Source organism: Micromonospora sp. NPDC047793, assembly GCF_040642635.1.
Taxonomy (GTDB): domain Bacteria; phylum Actinomycetota; class Actinomycetes; order Mycobacteriales; family Micromonosporaceae; genus Micromonospora.
In genome coordinates this window covers 1-17197 of sequence record NZ_JBEYSG010000017.1, presented here as the reverse complement: position 1 = coordinate 17197, position 17197 = coordinate 1, and the positions used below count along the sequence as shown (strand labels likewise).

The window sequence follows — 17197 nt, the reverse complement described above, 5'->3', positions numbered from 1 at the left end:
GTCGGCACCCGGAGCCATCGGCGGATCTGCGTACGCATGGCGTACCGCGCCGGAGGTTCCGCCGCAACCCCAGGCGGTCGGCACCCGCGCAGGGTGCGGCGCGATGGCATGCTGTGAGCCGTGCGCGGCACCTCGCCCTCCGATGAAGAGCGTCTCCGGGTCATGCCGTGGTGGCTGATCCTGATCGGGCTGCTGGTGGCCGCCCTGCTCGGCTGGTGGGTGCTGGACTGGCTGCTCGGCGAGGCCGACCGGGCCGCCGCACCGGACACCCGGGCCGGCCTGCGTATCGACGCGATCCGCACCGGCCTGACGGTGGTTGCCGGCACCGGCGGCGGGCTCGCCCTGCTGCTCGCCGCCCGCCGACAGTGGATCAACGAGCGGGCGCAGCGGCACCAGGAGACCGTCGCCGCACGGGACCAGGAACACCGCGACCGGGTGCAGGCGCACGTCGAGGCGGTCGCCGAGGCCGGGCAGCGGCACCAGGAACGGCAGGCCGAGGCCGCCGCGTACGACGCCGCCGAGCGCCGACTCACCGAGCTGTACACCCGGGCCGTCGAACTGCTCGGCAACGACAACGCCGCGGTACGCCTCGGCGGACTGCACGCCCTGGAACGCCTCGGTCAGGACAACCCGGCACAGCGCACGACCATCGTGGCGGTGCTCTGCGCGTACCTGCGGATGCCGCCGGACGACGACGCGCGCGAGTCGGAGGTACGGCGTACCGCGCAGCGGGTGGTGACCGCGCGCCTGCGCGCGGACGGCGACGCGTTCTGGCCCGGTATGCGGCTGGACCTGACCGGCGCCCGCCTGCACGACCTCGACGCCTCCGGGTGCACCCTCGACGACGCGGACCTGACCGGCGCGACCTGCACCGGCGTCACCCGGTTCGGCGGTGCCCGCCTCGGTGGCCGGCTGGTGCTGGCGGCCACCTTCGACGAGCTGGTGCTGGACGCGGTCACCGGCGACGCGGAGGTCGTCCTGGACGGTGCGCGGATCACCGGCGGGCTGCACGCCGACGGCGCCGAGTTCGGCGGGCGGCTCTCCGCCCGGCGCGCCGTGCTCGGCGAGACCTCCTGGCGCGGCGCCACGTTCCGCCGCTCGGTGACCTTCGACCACACCACGTTCGGCGGCGGTGCCGACTTCGGCCGGGCGTCGTTCCTCGGCGGACTCTCCATGGAGCACACCGTCTTCGGCGGCCACGCCGACTTCCGCGACACCCTCTTCGCCGACCTGGCCCTGTTCCGCTGGACCGAGTTCGCCACCGACGCCTGGTTCACCGGTGCCCGCTTCCCCGGCACGGCGAACTTCGGTCGCGCCCGCTTCGGTGGCCCGGTCAGCTTCGAGTCCGCCACGCTGGCCCACCGCCCCCGGGTCGACCGGGCCCGCGCGACGGCGTCCGCCGCCCACGTCTGGCCCGACGGCACCACCGTCGCGCCCCTGGACGACGACTGGCTCCTGCTCACCGATCCGTGAACGCGCGCAGTCCGACCTCGACTCCCCCGCCCCGGATCCCCTGCCTCACGGCGAAGTGAGCGGTTCGGCCCGGTAGGCCCGGTGCAGCAGGGACAGGAAGGAGGGTGCGTCGGGCAGCGGCACCGCGTCGATCCGGTGTACCGCCACGCCCGGCGTCCACGAGTTCATCACCACGCACCCCGCCATGCTCGGCAGGTCGGCGACGGTGACCTCCTGGACGCGCTGCGGGACGCCGAGTCGGTCCACCTGGCGGCGGACGATGCCCATCGTGGTCCCGCCCAGCATCTCCGCGTCGGGCCACACCACCGACGTACCGTCCCAGAAGGCCAGGTTCCAGATCGTCGCCTCACTCAACCGTCCCCGCCGGTCGACGAACGCGGCGTCGTCGGCACCTCGCCCCACGGCCTGACGGAGAAGATGCGTCTTGGCCACCTCGCCGACGTGTTTCACCTCCGGAAGCACCCGGTCGTACCCGACCGTCGCCAGCGTCAGCGGCCCCTGCGGCCCGGATGCCGCCGGCCCCGTCCGCACCAGCACCGACAGTTCGTCGTCCGGACCGGGCAGGGTGAACTCGCCCGCCGACGAGTACACGGTGGCCAGCAACGAGACGTCGTCCGGGCTCTGCTCCAGCGCCGCCCGCAGGTGGGCACGGACCCGCTCGTCGGGCACCACCCGACCGAACATCCGGGTCGAGGCGGACCGCAGCCGCTCCAGGTGCAGGTCGAGGCCCCGCACCCGGCCCCCGCGTACCTGCATGGCGGTGAAGTGCGCGTGGCCCGCGAAGGCCAGCGGTGCCAGGTCCTCAGCGGTCGCCGTCCGGCCGTCGCGCTGCACAACGAAGTACGTCATATCGGCAGCGTACGATCTGACATCAGTGTCAGTTTCCAGTGCGGATGGGGCAGATCACATCGGGATGAAGATCGGCGAACTGTCGCGCCTCACCGGCGTCAGCCCCCGGCTCCTGCGCTACTACGAGGAGCAGGGACTGCTCACCTCGTACCGGATCGGTGCCGGCCACCGCCGAACGACCCACCGTGCCTGTCCGCTCCTCGCAGGACGATGCGCCGACACCCCTGTCGCCCTGACCCGTTGACTTGCTGCGGGGGGGTCGACGTCGGCCTGCGATTGTGGCAGTGCAGCAGGAGTCGGCGCGGCGTGTCGAACAGCTACGGTGCCACGCTCGTCGAGTGAGCTGCGGCCGCGCGGATCGACGGACACTGTTACCATCGCCGCAGCCAATGCCCCGCACTCGTGAGAACCGGCGAATACATGCTTCCTGACGGCCAGGATCCGTACCTCCTCCTCGGCGTCACCAAGGATTCGACGCCGACGCAGATTCGGGAGCGATATCGCATTCTCGTGCAGGTCTGGCATCCGGACCGGCACCAGTCGAGTCCGGAGAATGTGCGGGCCGAGGCGACCCGGCAGATGCAGCGGATCAACGCGGCGTACAAACTGCTCCTCGACAGCCACGGCCGGGACACCCGCGAACCCCGGACCGGCGGTGGTGGACACACCGGTGGTGAACAGGGTCGGACCGGTGAGCGCGAGACCTTCGAGCAGGAACAGGAGCGGCGCAAACGGGAGCGCGACGCCTACGAACGCCAGGCGCAGGAACGAGAGGCCCGCCGGCGTGCCACCGCGGAACGGGAGGCGCGGCAACGCGAGGCCGAGGAACGAGAGGCCCGCGAACGCGAGACGCGGGAAAAGGAACGGCAGGAACGCGAGCGGGAGGCCCGCGAACGCCAGCATCCCTCGGCCCGGTGGACCCACCCGTCGTACGACCCGGTGGAGCTACCGGAATCACTCGTCATCCGCCCGATCACCGTGTCCCTGCCGAATGGCGAGGAAGGATACACACTCCGGGCGTACGCCGACGAACAGAAAGAGCAGGCCGTCTTCCCCGGTGCCGACGGTCACCTGCTGCTGTTCCGGTCACAGGAATCGTTGCACCGGTATCTGACCGAGCCCGGAGCCCACGAATTGGCCACCGCACCCGGTTGGGACGATTTCATGAACTGGGTGCTCAGAACGGGTATGCGCGACGATGACGAGGAGCAGTCGTACGACTTCGACCTGATCGTCTACAACCTGAGGTTCCCGATCGCGCAATGGGTGCCGCGTCTGTTCATCACCCATCGCGACCTCGTGATGGAGGTGGCGGAGGCGTTCGAGTGGGACGACGTACGCACACTGTTGCGGGTGGGATCGCCGCTGGACAGGCTCGACGATCTGATGCGCGTGGCGGACCGGCCGCTCACCGGGTGGAAGGCACGTCGCCAGCTCGGCTCGTTCCCGTCCGGCCCCGTCAACACTGCCTGGCGACAGGTGATCCGCCTCGTCGGAGCCCACGTACGCTGGCTGCGGTGAGGCCACCCGCAGGGCGCGCCGCCCCGGCGGTCACACCTCGTCGTCGGCGGCGCCGCGGACGGCCAGCGCGGTCGCCGGGAGCGCCTCGGCGAACTCCGGAGTCGTCAGTACGCTGACGGCGACACCGGGTGCGACCAGCCAGAACGCCTGCGCCTCGCCGGTCAGCCCAGGGCCGTCGCCGTGCGGGAAGTCGCTCAGCCGCCACTGCGCCGGATCACGCTCGTGGTACGCGGCGAGGAAGTCGCGTAGCGCGTCGAGGTCGGTGAGCCGATCCCCCCGCAGCACGTGGACGCGCAGGTCCACCTGGTGCCCGTCGGCCGTCCGGCGCTCCCAGAACCGGCTGGTGAGGCGGACGTCCTCCCACTCACTGGCGAAGTCCGACACCTCGTCGCCGACACCGGGCGGCACATACCCGACGTGGAATCCGTCCAACACCCCGCCGTCGCGGTCCACTCGCCACCCTCTCGATCGTCCGGTCAGTTGCCCAGTGCGCGTACCTTCGTGATCGTCTCCTGGACGTGCTGCCGGGCCGGGCCACCGCCCTCGGCGGCCTGCGCGAGCGCCTGCCGGTACGAGTCGATCATCCCGATCAGCGGCCCGGCGGCCACCCCCTGCAACGCCCCCGCGACGAGTTGCCGCGCCTCGGCGGCATCCTGGGCGGCGGCGGCCGTCTTCGCCTTCGCCTCGTCCAGCTTGTGCGCGGCCGCCGCCAATCGGGCGATCATCTCCGCTGCGCTCACATGCCCTCCCCGGCTCGACCGCGACCACTCAGGAGCGTACGAGATCCGTCCGCACACCGCGACCACCCGCACCGCACACCCGATCAGAACGAGTCGGGAGCCCGGTCGGCGCGACCGAAGTTAGGAAGGGACCCTTTCTATACCGTAGGCGTTAGCAGGGGGCCCTTCCTTACACACACGGGTCAGCGCAGCAGGCGGACCAGCACCAGGTAGCCGCAGTAGGCGAGCGGCACCGCGACGAAGCACAGCAGGAAGCCCAGCAGCGGATACCGGGGCGGCGCAGCGGCACCACTGGCGGGCCGCCCCCACTTGCCGAGCACCAGCCAGGCACCGATCAGGGCGACCGCGGGCAGGCCGGCACACATCCAGGCGACCACCGTGCCGAGGCCGACCACACCGACGTCGGAGGCGAGACCCAGGATCAGGATCAGCACCACGGCGACACCGGAGAAGCCGAGATAGACGGCGACCGCCCGGGCCATCGGCGACCATCCGGGCAGCAGCGCCGGGCGCTGGGCGAGCATCTCGGCCTGCTGCGCGTACCTGTCCGCCTCGTCCGCCCAGCGCCGCGCCAACTCCAGCTCCGTCGCCGGGTCGACCGCACCGGCCCGTTGGGCCGGCACCCCCGCCTCCGTCGCGCTCACCGCCACCGGCAACGCCCGGTCCGTCTGCCCCGTTTGCGGGTACGCCCCGACCTCCGACCGCCCCGGCGCGGCGGCGGCGCCGCCGACCCCCACCGTCGACGGCGACCCCGACGGCGCCCCGGAAACCGGCGGGTGACCGGCAGCAGTCGGCGGCCCGGGCACCCCCGAGACCGGCGCGGCACCCGGCACACCTGAAACCGGCGCGGAAACGGGCATTCCCGAGACCGGCGGACCGGAGACCGGCGGACCGGATCCGGGCGGCGTGCCGGCGGTGGCCGGGTCCAGGCCGATGCCGCGACCGAGGTGGTCGAGGCGCTGGCCCTGGGCGAGCAGGCGTTGGTGCAGGTACTCCACGGTGGCACCGAGGTGACGGTGCCGCTCGGTCTTGGTGGCGGTGTCCTGTTCACCGGCACGCTGTTGGGTGGAGAGGTGCCGCAGCAGCGCGGCGTACTCGTCGAAGCTGGACACGCCTCACTCCTGCCCGTCGGGGATGTGCCCGTCCCGGGCGAACGGCACGATCAACCGGACCCGCTGGTCGTGCCGGTCCACCAGCAGCGCCCGGTCGGCCCGTGGCGTGTACACCAGATCGTGCACGCCGAGGTGCAGACCGAGGTCCGCGCCGGGCACGTTCAACGCGACCAGGCAGGCGACGTCGTCGCGGTTCTGGGTGCCACCGAGGTCGTCGGCGAGCCGACGCAGGCCGCGCCACCAGCCGAGCAGGTGCACGCCGTGGCCGGGGCCCTGACGCAACAGGGTCCGCAGGTCGTCGTGGCCGGAGCGGAAGGTCGCCGGGTCGGTCTCGGCGAGCCGTCCGGCGGCGGCGTCCACCCCGAAGACCACCAGATAGGTACGCCCCGCAGCGCCCGCTCCGTCACCTGACGCTGCGGCGTCGGACGCGCCGCTACCAGGCACGCGGCTGTCAGGCACGCCGCCGGTCCCGAACGTCTCGAAACCGGCCGTACCCGCTCCGGGCATGCCAGGACCGGGCGTACCGGCCCCGGACGTGCCAGGACCGGACGGGGACGTGGCGAGGGTGGCGATCCGGGCGTGCAGGGCGGCGGTGTCGAGCCGCTGCACCGGGTGCCCGGCGGCGGTCAGCGCGGCGGCGGTGTCGTCGGCGGCCGAGTCGGCGGCGGCGACCAGCGGGGCGAGCAGGAAGGTCGCCTCGCCGGGGGTGTGCTGCCGGGCGAGGCTCAGGGTCGCGGCGCGCAGCACCTCGGCGCCGGTGGGCGAGGTACCCACCACGGCCAGGTGTCGGCCGGGAGCGGTGTCCATGATGAACATGGCGGTGGTGCCGTCCACGTCGACCGTCCGGCCGACCAGGGCCAGGGGACGTCGACCGCCGGGGCGTAGACCGGTGAAGGTGGCGTCGGCCTCGACGCGGGCGGTGTCGTACCCCCGGAACACCGACGGCGGACGCGCGCCCGGCTGGCGGGCCTGCCACAGGTCGTGCCGCAGCCCGGTCAGGTCACCACCGGCGGCGTGCGCGTCGGGGAAGCGGATCACGGTGTTGGCGCCGGGCGCGCCGGCAGCGGTGTTGACCACGGCCGAGCCGACCGGCAGGGTCGCCGCCGCGTCGTTGAGCTGGTCGAGCACTCCCCCGCCGCCGGCCAGCGCCACCCGCAGCGCGAACTGGCCGAAGACCGCCTCGGCCCGGCCGTAGAGGGCCTCGATCCCCGTCGTGCTCTGGCTGGCGAGCACCAGGTGTACGCCGTACGAGCGGCCCTTGCGGGCGAGTTCCTCCAGCAGGTCCACCGATTCGCGGGCGAGCTGGTCGTTGCCGGCGAGCAACACCTGGAACTCGTCGATCACGGCGACGATCCGGGGTACCGGTGTGTCGGGGGGCAGGTCGGCGAGCTTGGTGACGCCGTGGCGCTTGAGTGCGGTGGCCCGTCGGTGCAGTTCGCGGCGCAGCTCGCGGAGCACGGCCACGCCGTACTCGCGGTCGCTCTCGATGCCGACGGCACGGGCGTGCGGCAACCACGACGGGTCGTGTCCGGTGGGGACGAACTCGGTGAAGCTCACTCCCTCCTTGAAGTCGAGGAGGTAGAGCTGCAACTCGGCCGGTGAGTAGCGGGCGGCCAGCCCGTAGAGCACGTCGAGCAGGAAGACCGTCTTGCCGGCGCCGGTGCGTCCGCCGACCAGCCAGTGCGGGGTGGCGTCGTCGAAGGCCATGCTGAACGGGTCGCGTCCGGCGCGGCCCACCACGGTACGCAGACCGGCGCGGGCCGAGGTGGCCCAGCGCTGCCCGGGCAGCAGGTCGGCGAAGGTGACCGCCGCACCGCGCCGGGCGGCGTCGCCCAGGTGGGTGGCGAGGGCGGCGACCGAGGCGGGCGGGGCGTCACCGTCGAGACGCACCGGGACGCTGAGCCCGCTGCCGTCGGCGCTGAACGGCGTGCCCGGCGGGTCGCCGACTCGGGCCAGCCCGCCGACGCCCGCGTACGACCGCACGCCCGGTGTGCCACCGGCGGAAGTCTGGTCGCCGGAGAGCCGCACCACGGTGGTGGAGCCCAGCGGCGGCGCGGACTCCCCGGGGCCGATCGCCGGCCAGCCGGCCAGCAGCACGCAGACCGCGGCGGCGGGGCCGGCGTGGGTGAGCGCGGCGAGTCGGGCCGCCTCGCGCGGCGACGGGACGGACGCGGCGACCACCAGCAGGAGTTCCTGGTCGGGCCGGTCGGCGCGGCGGGCGTTCCGGGCGTGCTGTTCGGCGGCGTCGAGCAGGGCGGTGACGTCCGCGTCGGTGGTGGCCGGCGCGTCGATCACGCCGGCGTCGGCCAGGGGCCGCAGTGGACCGAAGGTGGCACCGAGAGCGGCCGTGTCCAGCCCGGCGACCCGGACGCCGCCCGGCGCGGCGGTGGCCAGCACCCGCAGCACGAGCGCCCGCAGCAGGGCGGCCACGGCCGGGTCACGGGCGTCGGTGTCGACCGCCAGGTGGTGCCCGGCACCGAGCGGCAGCAGCACCGGGAAGCCGCCACCGGCGACGACCGCTTCGCCGACGCGTACCGGCACGGGCTGGCGCACCAGTGGGGTGCCGGGCGTGGGGGTGGCCAACGCGGTGCCGACCCGGGCCAGCCGGGCCACCAGGTCGGCGTCGGTCGCCGGGGTGACCGGCACCGCGCCGCGCAACGCGTCACGGGCGGAGTCGAGGTGGGCCCGGGCGGCCCGGTGGGCGGCCATCGCCTGCCCGTACGCCGACGCGAGCCTGCCCAACGTGTGCCCCTCCGCCGACAGCCGCCTGGTCCGCTGAAACCCTAACGGACAGCGGCGATCCGGGCACGGTCCCCGCACGGCCGTGTCGGCCCGTCCAGGCGTCGGCGCTCCCGGCACGTGCGTGAAAGGAGGGGTCCCCTGCTAACGCCTCGTGCATAGCAGGGGACCCCTCCTAACATCGCGAGCCGTCAGCCGGTGACCGCGTTGAGCGCGGGCAGGTAGCCGTACCGGTAGCCGTCGGCGTTGGGGTGGTACGCCTCGATGACACCGGTGACGTCCCGGATCCACGGCTGGGCACCGCAGACACCGTGGCCGGCGAAGGTGGGCCGGGTGTCGGCGAAGGTGGCACCGGCCGCGGCGGCCCGGTCGGCGGTCACCTCGGCGAGGACGTCGGCCGCCTCGTTGAGGAGGGTGCGCTTGTGGGTGCTCATCGCCAGCAGCCCGCAGGACCTGGTCTCGAACAGGCGCGGATAGCCGAGCACGATCAGCCGCGCGTTCGGGGCGCGCTCGCGGATGGCCGCGTAGGTGCGGTCCAGCCGGGCCGGCAGGGTGCCGGTGGCGAACGCCTTGGCCTCGTTGACCGCAGTGGTGCAGGTGGACGTGCTGCCGAAGCGGCAACTGGTCATCACGTCGGCGAATCCGGCGTCGTTGCCGCCGATGGTGATGGTGACCATCGTGGTGGTGGCGCTGAGCGCGCCGAGTTGGTTGGCGAGCACGTCGGCGGTGACCGCGCCGCCGCAGGCCGGGAAGCGGAAGCTGGCCACCGCGTTGGCGGCGGCCCACAGTGGTGCGTACGACTTCTGGCTGCGCAGGCAGGTGGACAGGTCGTACGGGCCGGCGCCGACCCCGGAGGAGTACGAGTCGCCGAGCGCGACGTAGTGCACGGGCGCGGCGGCCTGGGCGGCGGTGGGTACGGCCAGTGCGCCGAGGGTGGCGGTGGCGAGGGCGACCAACGTGGCGAGGGCACGGGCCAGCGGACGGTGGGACATGACGGACCTCCACAGAGGGTGGTGGTGGAGCCCGTGGACCGCGCGCGTGGCCAGGGGTTGTTACTAGCCGGTAATGCTATCGAAACATGCAGATGAAGTGAATAGCCGTCGCCCCGCAGACGCAGCACGCCCGGCCGAGTCACGGCCGGGCGTATGCGCGGGTGTGCGGTGTGCGGGTGTGCGGGTGTGCGGCGCGCGTGGTGCGCCGGGGTGTTAGCAGGGGTCCCCTGCTATGCACGAGGCGTTAGCAGGGGACCCCTCCTTACACAGCGAGCGGTTGGGAGGCGGCGTGCACGGGTGCCGGGAGGGTGCCGACGCCACCGAGGTAGCCGTGGATCGCGGCGGCGGCGGCCCGCCCCTCGGCGATGGCCCAGACGATCAGTGACGCCCCCCGGTGCATGTCACCGGCGACGAAGACACCGTCGGCCTCGGTCTGCCAGTCGCCCCGGGACTCGATCGCGCCCCGGGCGTTGCGGGTCACCCCGAACTGGGTCAGCAGCGGCTGCTCCTCGGTGCCCTCGAAGCCGATGGCCAGCAGCACCAGGTCGGCGGGCAACTCCTGTTCGGTCCCGGGGACAGTGGTGACGATGCGCCGGCCGTCCCGCTTCTCGACGGTCACCTCGGCGATCCGCACGGCACGGACCGCGCCGGTGCCGTCGTCGACGAACTCCTGCACGGCGACCGCGAAGACGCGCTCCCCGCCCTCCTCGTGCGCCGCGTACTCGCGCAGGATCCACGGCCAGGTCGGCCACGGGTCGCGCTCCTCGTCGCGGGCCTGTGGAGGGCGCGGGTACAGGTCGAGCTGGTGTACGCCGGCCGCGCCCTGCCGGTGCGCCACCCCGAGGCAGTCGGCCGCGGTGTCGCCGCCGCCGATGATGACGACATGCTTGCCGGCCGCGTCGATCGGCGTACCGTCCGGCAGGGTGGCCAGCGCGGGACGGCCCGCACCGGCGGCGGCGACCACCCGGTTGGCGGCGACCAGGTGCGCCATCGCCTGGTGCACCCCGCGCAACTGCCGGCCCACGGTGTCGGTCTCCCGGCCCTGCAACGCCCCGCAGGCCAGCAGCACCGCGTCGTGCTGGGCCCGGAGCTGCGCGGCGGTCACGTCGACGCCCACGTCCACGCCGCTCCGGAACACCACGCCCTCGGCGGCCAACTGCGCCAGCCGGGCGTCGATGTGCCGCTTCTCCAGCTTGAAGTCGGGGATGCCGTAGCGCAGCAGACCGCCCGGGGTGTCGTCGCGCTCGTACACGGTGACGGCGTGCCCGGCGCGGGCCAGTTGCTGCGCGGCGGCGAGCCCGGCCGGGCCGGAACCGACCACCGCCACCGACCGCCCGGACGGGGTCGGACTCGGGCACGGGGTCAGGCCCCGGGCCGCCGCGGCGTCGGCGATCTCCACCTCGACCTGCTTGATGGTCACCGGGGCACCCCCGCCGATGCCGAGTACGCAGGCCGCCTCGCAGGGTGCCGGGCAGAGCCGGCCGGTGAACTCGGGGAAGTTGTTGGTGGCGTGCAGCGACTCCACCGCGGCGTCCCAGTTGCCGGTGCGGACCAGGTCGTTCCAGTCCGGGATGCGGTTGCCCAGCGGACATCCGGCGGTGTCGCTGTGGCAGAACGGGATGCCGCAGTCCATGCACCGGGTGGCCTGCTCCCGGATCAGCTCCTCACCGGCGGGTGGATAGACCTCCCGCCAGTCGCTGATCCGCACCGGCACCGGGCGGCGCGCCGGCACCCGCCGGGGGTAGCGCAGGAAACCGTTCGGGTCAGGCACGAGCCACCTCCTGGGCGACCGCCCGCGGCGCGGACGGAACCGGCGTCGACGCGGGTGCCGCCTGGGGCGGCTGCGCGGCCGGTGCGAGCGCACTCATCACCGCGTCGTCGACGTTCTGGCCGGCGGCTTCGGCGGCCCGCATGATCTCCATCACCCGGCGGTAGTCCCGGGGTACCACGGCGGTGAACTCCTCCACCGCCTCCGGCCAGCGCTTGAGCAGCGCCTCGGCGACCGCCGAGTCGGTCTCCGCGAAGTGCCGCTGCACCAGCTCGTGCAGCCGGACCCGCTCCTGCTCGCCGGGGGCGGCGAGGTCGACCAGCTCGGTGTTGACCCGCCGCCGGTCGAGGTTCCAGACGAACGCGGTGCCGCCGGACATGCCGGCCGCGAAGTTGCGGCCGGTCGGGCCGAGCACGACCACCGTGCCGCCGGTCATGTACTCGCAGCCGTGGTCGCCGACACCCTCGACGACGGCCGCCGCACCGGAGTTGCGCACCGCGAACCGCTCCCCCACCCGGCCGCGCAGGAACACCTCGCCATCGGTGGCGCCGTACAGGAGGGTGTTGCCGGCGATGATCTGGTCCTCGGCGCGCTGTCCGGACTCGGCGCCGACGCCGACGAAGGGCGCCGACGCGTCCGGCCGGACCACCAGCCGCCCGCCGGAGAGGCCCTTGCCGACGTAGTCGTTGGCGTCGCCGTGCAGCCGCATGGTGACCCCGCGCGGCAGGAAGGCGCCGAACGACTGCCCGGCCGTGCCGCGCAGGGTGAACTCGACGGTGTCGGTGGGCAGCCCGGCGCCACCGTACCGGCGGGTCACCTCGCCGCCGAGCATCGCGCCGACGCTGCGGTGCTCGTTGCGGATCGCCACCTCCGCCCGGACCGGGGCGACCGGCGTCCCGTCGGCGGGCGCGTCCAGCACCGGGGCGGCCAGGGCGATCAGCTCGTTGTCCAGTGCCAGTTCCAGGCCGTGGTCCTGGACCCGGACGCCCCGGCGGGCGGCACCCTCCGGCAGCTCCGGCAGGTGCAGTACGCGTCCGAGGTCGATCCCGCCGGCCTTCCAGTGCGCGACCGCGGGTGCGACGTCGAGCAGCTCGGTCCGACCGATCGCCTCGTCGATGCTGCGCAGACCCAGCTCGGCCAGGTAGCCGCGGATCTCCTCGGCGAGGAAGAGGAAGAAGTTCTCCACGAACTCCGGCTTGCCGTTGAAGCGCTCGCGCAGCACCGGGTTCTGGGTGGCGATGCCGACCGGACAGGTGTCCAGGTGACACACGCGCATCATCACGCAGCCGGCGACGATCAGCGGGGCGGTGGCGAAGCCGAACTCCTCGGCGCCGAGCAGCGCCGCGACCACCACGTCCCGGCCGGTCTTGAGCTGGCCGTCGACCTGCACGGTGACCCGGTCGCGCAGCTTGTTGAGCAGCAGCGTCTGCTGCGCCTCGGCCAGGCCCAGCTCCCAGGGGGTGCCGGCGTGCTTGAGCGAGTTCAGCGGGGAGGCGCCGGTGCCACCGTCGTGACCGGAGATCAGGATGACGTCGGCCTTGAGCTTGGCCACCCCGGCTGCCACCGTGCCGACACCCACCTCGCTGACCAGCTTGACGTGCACCCGGGCGGCCGGGTTGACGCACTTGAGGTCGTGCACGAGCTGGGCGAGGTCCTCGATCGAGTAGATGTCGTGGTGCGGTGGCGGCGAGATCAGGCCGACACCGGGGGTGGCGTGCCGGGTCCGGGCGATCCACGGCCACACCTTGTTGCCGGGGAGCTGACCGCCCTCGCCGGGCTTGGCGCCCTGGGCCATCTTGATCTGGAGGTCGTCGGCGTTGACCAGGTACTCGCTGGTCACGCCGAAGCGGCCACTGGCGATCTGCTTGACCGACGAGCGGCGGGCCGGATCGTAGAGGCGCTCGACGTCCTCACCGCCCTCACCGGTGTTGGACTTGCCGCCGAGGCGGTTCATCGCGATCGCCAGGGTCTCGTGCGACTCCGCCGAGATCGACCCGTACGACATGGCACCGGTGGCGAACCGCTTGACGATCTCGCTGGCCGGCTCGACCTCCTCGATCGGCACCGGCGACCGGTCGCCGGTCCGCAGCCGGAACAGGCCGCGCAGCGACCCGGCCTTCGCGGCCAACTCGTCGACCTTCGCGGTGTACGCGCGGAACACGTCGTACTGCCGGGTCCGGGTGGCGTGCTGGAGCAGGAAGACCGTCTCGGGGTTGAACAGGTGCAGCTCGCCCTCGCGACGCCACTGGTACTCGCCACCGACCGGCAGGCCGGTGGGGGCCTCGGCACCCGGCGGCGGCCAGGCCAGCGCGTGCCGGGCGGCCACCTCGGTGTGGATGCCGTCCAGCCCGACGCCGCTGATCGTGCTCGGCGTGCCCCGGAAGTACCGCTGCACCAGCCGGGTCTCCAGGCCGACCGCCTCGAAGACCTGCGCTCCGCAGTACGACGACACGGTCGAGATGCCCATCTTGGACATGATCTTCAGGACGCCCTTGCCGAGCGCCTTGACGTAGTTGCGGATCGCGGTCCGCGGCTCGACCCCGGCCAGCGACCCGGTGGAGATCATGTCCTCCACCGACTCGAAGGCGAGGTACGGGTTGACCGCCGCCGCGCCGTAGCCGATCAGCACCGCCGCGTGGTGCACCTCGCGGCAGTCCCCGGACTCCACGATCAACGCCACCTGGGTCCGCGTCTGCTCCCGGACCAGGTGCTGGTGCACCGCGGCGGTGAGCAGCAGCGACGGGATCGGCGCGAGGTCGGCGTTGGAGTCCCGATCGGAGAGCACCAGGATGCGGACGCCGTCCTCGATCGCCTCGGACACGTGCCGGCAGATCTCGGTCAGCCGGGCCTTGATGCCGGCCCCGCCGTCCCGGATCCGGTAGAGCCCGGAGACCCGGACCGCCTTGAAGCCGGGCAGGTCGCCGTCCTCGTCGATGGAGAGGACCTTGGCCAGCTCGTCGTTGTCGATCACCGGGTAGGGCAGCACGATCTGCCGACAGCTCGCCGGTCCCGGGTCGAGCAGGTTGCCCTCCGGGCCGATGGTCGTCGCCAGGCTGGTCACCAACTCCTCGCGGATGGCGTCCAGCGGCGGATTGGTGACCTGGGCGAAGAGCTGGTGGAAGTAGTCGTAGAGCAGCCGTGGCCGGGTGGACAGCGGGGCGATCGGGGTGTCCGTGCCCATCGAGCCGATCGGCTCCGCGCCGGTGCGGGCCATCGGGGCGAGCAGGATCTTCAGCTCCTCCTCGGTGTAGCCGAAGGTCTGCTGGCGACGGCGTACCGAGTCGTGGGTGTAGACCTCGTGCTCGCGGAGCGGCAGGTCGTCCATCTCGATCAGCCCGGCGTGCAGCCAGTCCGTGTACGGCTGGGCCGCGGCCAGCTCGGTCTTGATCTCGTCGTCGTGCACGATCCGACCGGCGGTGGTGTCGACCAGGAACATCTTGCCGGGCTGGAGCCGACCCTTGGCGACCACGGTGGCCGGATCGAGGTCGAGCACGCCCGCCTCGCTGCCCAGCACCACGAGCCCGTCGGCGGTCTGCCACCACCGGCCAGGACGCAGCCCGTTGCGGTCGAGCACCGCACCGACGATCTCGCCGTCGGTGAAGGCGACCGAGGCCGGGCCGTCCCACGGCTCCATCAGGCTGGCGTGGAACCGGTAGAAGGCACGCTTGTCGGCGGCCATGTCCGGGTCGTTCTCCCACGCCTCCGGGATCATCATCAGCACCGCGTGCGGCAGGCTGCGCCCGGCCAGGTGCAGCAGCTCCAGGACCTCGTCGAAGTTGGCCGAGTCGGAGGCGGCCGGGGTGCAGATCGGGAAGACCCGGCGGATGTTGCCGGAGAGCTCCGGCGTCCGCAGCAGCGCTTCGCGGGCCTGCATCCAGTTCCGGTTGCCACGGATCGTGTTGATCTCGCCGTTGTGCGCGATGAACCGGTACGGGTGCGCCAGCGGCCACGACGGGAACGTGTTCGTGGAGAAGCGCGAGTGCACCAGCGCGATGGCGCTGTCCACCCGCTCGTCGGTGAGGTCCGGATAGAACGCGGGCAACTGGTCCGGGGTGAGCATCCCCTTGTAGACCATGGTCCGCCCGGACAACGACGGGAAGTACGCCGGCACGCCGCGCTCAGCCGACTCCCGCTCGGCCTGCTTGCGGACGCAGAACGCGACCCGCTCCAGCTCGATGCCGCGCAGCGGAGAGCCGGCCGGTCCGGCGGGGGTGTCGGTCAGCCGGTCCGCGGCGAGGAAGAGCTGCCGCACCCGGGGCATCGCCGCCAGGGCCGTCTCGCCGAGGTCCGAGGCGTCCACCGGGACGTCGCGCCAGCCGAGCAGCTCGGCGCCCTCCACCAGCGCGTACTTCTCGACCACCTGCCGGGCGCGGGCCTCGGCGGCGTCGTCGTCGGGGAAGAAGACCAGGCCGGTGGCGTACTCGCCGGCCGGGGGAAGCGGGAAGTCGACCACCGCGCGCAGGAACGCGTCCGGCACCTGGATCATGATGCCCGCGCCGTCACCGGTGTTCGGTTCGGCACCCCGGGCACCCCGGTGGTCCAACCGACACAGGGCGCCGAGACCGCTGGCAACCACCGTGTGCGAGCGCCGTCCGTGCAGGTCGGCCACGAAGGCCACACCGCACGCGTCGTGCTCGTGGGAGGCGTCGTACAGGCCGGCAGGGGACGCTACCTGGCCGTCGCGCAGCGCCGGCTGGGGGTGGTGTGGGTACGCAAAGGCCACCCGGGCCTCCTGTCGTCACTCAGGCGTGGATCATGGACGGGACGACGTCGGCCCTTTATCGGACTATTGAGTCTACGTTAGGGCGCGGTACGCAAGGCCAGTGCAGATTGATCACACCGTCCAGACTCTGGGACGTGTAGTCTCGCGCGGTGGATACACCGTACGCCGGCCTGCTGGATCGGCTGGAACGTTTCTACGACGCGGTCCCCCGCGACGCGGCCCGCGCGGAAGAACACGGCGGGTGTGTGCTGTTCGTCCGCGAAGGCCCCGGATGGCCGTTCTATGCCCGTCCGCGCCCCGACGCCGACCAACCGCCCTCACTGGCCGACCTGACGGCGGTCCGCCACCGGCAGCGGGAACTCGGTCTGCCCGAGGCCCTGGAATGGGTACACGAGATCAACCCGGACCTGCTCGCGGTGGCCCGCTCGGCCGGACTCGCCGTGCTGGAGGCCCCACTGATGGTCCTCGACCCGGAGGCCGTCGGCGACCCGGCGACGTACACCGACATACCGGTACGGTTGCTGACCGCCTCCGCGCCGGACCTCGCCGCCGACGTGGCCGCCCGCCGGGCCGTCGCGGCCGTCGGCTTCGCGGCACCCGGCACCGGTCGGGGCAGGGGCGGCCCGGCCGAACGCGACGCCGCCATGATCGGCCTCGACGTCGCCGCGTTGGACGAGGAACGGGCCCGCATCGCCGACGGCAGCCGCCTCTCCGCCCTCGCCGTGACCCCCGACGAGGGCGCGCTGGCCAGCGGGATGGCCATGCGGGTCGGTGACGTGGCCGAGATCGCCGGAGTGGCCACCCTGCCCACCGCCCGCCGCCGGGGCCTGGCCGCCGCGGTCACCGCCGCACTGGCCCGCACCCTGCTCGCCAACGGCACCGACGTGGTCTTCCTCTCCGCCGGCAGCGAGGAGATCGCCCGGGTCTACCTGCGAGTCGGCTTCCGCCGCATCGGCACCGCCTGCATAGCCGAACCCGCCACAGTCACCCCCTAAAGCCCCACCCGCCCTCCTGCCCCGCGCGCCGCACCCATCGCCGGGTTGATCAAGAGGTTTGGTCGCTTCCGGCGATCAACTGGCGCCAAAACTCCTTGATCAACGCGGCGGACGGACGGGCGGGCGGGGCGGGCGGGACAGGGTGGGGGCGGGGTTGGGGGCGGGGGTGGGGGTGGGGGTGGGGGAGCCCGGCGGCGCTTCCCTGGTCGCGGCGGGCTCCACCAAGGGTATTACCGTCCGGGGGCGGCCCGGCCCCCCGGCGAAGCTGATGCCGACCATCATGGT

Annotated in this window: 11 protein-coding genes and 1 pseudogene; 4 read left to right on the top strand and 8 right to left on the bottom strand. The window is 73.0% G+C overall.

Annotated features, from left to right (window positions below; translation table 11 throughout):
• Positions 1 to 120: 120 nt before the first annotated feature.
• The gene (locus ABZ738_RS26045) at positions 121 to 1473 is read left to right on the top strand and encodes a pentapeptide repeat-containing protein (protein WP_357217287.1); all 1353 of its coding nucleotides are present in this window, start codon (positions 121 to 123) and stop codon (positions 1471 to 1473) included.
• A 45-nt stretch (positions 1474 to 1518) separates the two neighbouring features.
• On the opposite strand, the gene ABZ738_RS26040 is transcribed toward ABZ738_RS26045, so the two are convergent.
• Complete coding sequence (locus tag ABZ738_RS26040) at positions 1519 to 2322, bottom strand: aminotransferase class IV family protein (RefSeq protein WP_131053949.1); 804 nt, start codon at positions 2320 to 2322, stop codon at positions 1519 to 1521.
• A 64-nt stretch (positions 2323 to 2386) separates the two neighbouring features.
• On the opposite strand from ABZ738_RS26040, the pseudogene ABZ738_RS26035 reads away from it, so the two are divergent.
• Positions 2387 to 2494, top strand: a pseudogene (locus ABZ738_RS26035) (MerR family DNA-binding transcriptional regulator); the annotation flags it as partial.
• 248 nt (positions 2495 to 2742) lie between these two features.
• A complete protein-coding gene (locus ABZ738_RS26030) occupies positions 2743 to 3843 on the top strand; it encodes a J domain-containing protein (protein ID WP_357217282.1) in 1101 nt (366 codons plus the stop codon).
• A gap of 30 nt (positions 3844 to 3873) precedes the next feature.
• On the opposite strand, the gene ABZ738_RS26025 is transcribed toward ABZ738_RS26030, so the two are convergent.
• The 7 genes from ABZ738_RS26025 to gltB all read right to left on the bottom strand — a co-directional run bounded on the left by ABZ738_RS26025 (position 3874) and on the right by gltB (position 15881).
• Positions 3874 to 4296, bottom strand: coding sequence for a hypothetical protein (locus tag ABZ738_RS26025; protein ID WP_131057838.1), 423 nt, complete (start codon positions 4294 to 4296; stop codon positions 3874 to 3876).
• A 23-nt stretch (positions 4297 to 4319) separates the two neighbouring features.
• Positions 4320 to 4583, bottom strand: coding sequence for a DUF6244 family protein (locus tag ABZ738_RS26020; protein ID WP_131057839.1), 264 nt, complete (start codon positions 4581 to 4583; stop codon positions 4320 to 4322).
• 182 nt (positions 4584 to 4765) lie between these two features.
• Positions 4766 to 5695: a hypothetical protein gene (locus ABZ738_RS26015; RefSeq protein WP_357217277.1), complete on the bottom strand. Its 930-nt coding sequence runs from the start codon at positions 5693 to 5695 to the stop codon at positions 4766 to 4768.
• A 3-nt stretch (positions 5696 to 5698) separates the two neighbouring features.
• Positions 5699 to 8437: an FtsK/SpoIIIE domain-containing protein gene (locus ABZ738_RS26010; RefSeq protein ID WP_357217274.1), complete on the bottom strand. Its 2739-nt coding sequence runs from the start codon at positions 8435 to 8437 to the stop codon at positions 5699 to 5701.
• 188 nt (positions 8438 to 8625) lie between these two features.
• Entirely contained in the window at positions 8626 to 9426 is an 801-nt protein-coding gene (locus ABZ738_RS26005; RefSeq protein WP_131057760.1) for an SGNH/GDSL hydrolase family protein, read from the bottom strand.
• A 262-nt stretch (positions 9427 to 9688) separates the two neighbouring features.
• Positions 9689 to 11197, bottom strand: a complete 1509-nt coding sequence (locus tag ABZ738_RS26000; protein ID WP_357217269.1) for a glutamate synthase subunit beta — start codon at positions 11195 to 11197, stop codon at positions 9689 to 9691.
• The gene (gltB, locus tag ABZ738_RS25995; protein WP_357217478.1) at positions 11190 to 15881 is read right to left on the bottom strand and encodes a glutamate synthase large subunit; all 4692 of its coding nucleotides are present in this window, start codon (positions 15879 to 15881) and stop codon (positions 11190 to 11192) included. The genes ABZ738_RS26000 and gltB overlap by 8 nt, the downstream gene beginning before the upstream one ends.
• 185 nt (positions 15882 to 16066) lie before the next feature.
• On the opposite strand from gltB, the gene ABZ738_RS25990 reads away from it, so the two are divergent.
• Positions 16067 to 16912: a GNAT family N-acetyltransferase gene (locus ABZ738_RS25990; protein ID WP_176094855.1), complete on the top strand. Its 846-nt coding sequence runs from the start codon at positions 16067 to 16069 to the stop codon at positions 16910 to 16912.
• Positions 16913 to 17197: the final 285 nt, after the last annotated feature.

Excerpts from the sequence above, each read along its gene's own strand:
- ABZ738_RS26040 (WP_131053949.1), bottom strand. The coding sequence starts at position 2,322 with ATGACGTACTTCGTTGTGCAGCGCGACGGCCGGACGGCGACCGCTGAG.
- ABZ738_RS26030 (WP_357217282.1), top strand. The coding sequence starts at position 2,743 with ATGCTTCCTGACGGCCAGGATCCGTACCTCCTCCTCGGCGTCACCAAG.
- ABZ738_RS26005 (WP_131057760.1), bottom strand. The coding sequence starts at position 9,426 with ATGTCCCACCGTCCGCTGGCCCGTGCCCTCGCCACGTTGGTCGCCCTC.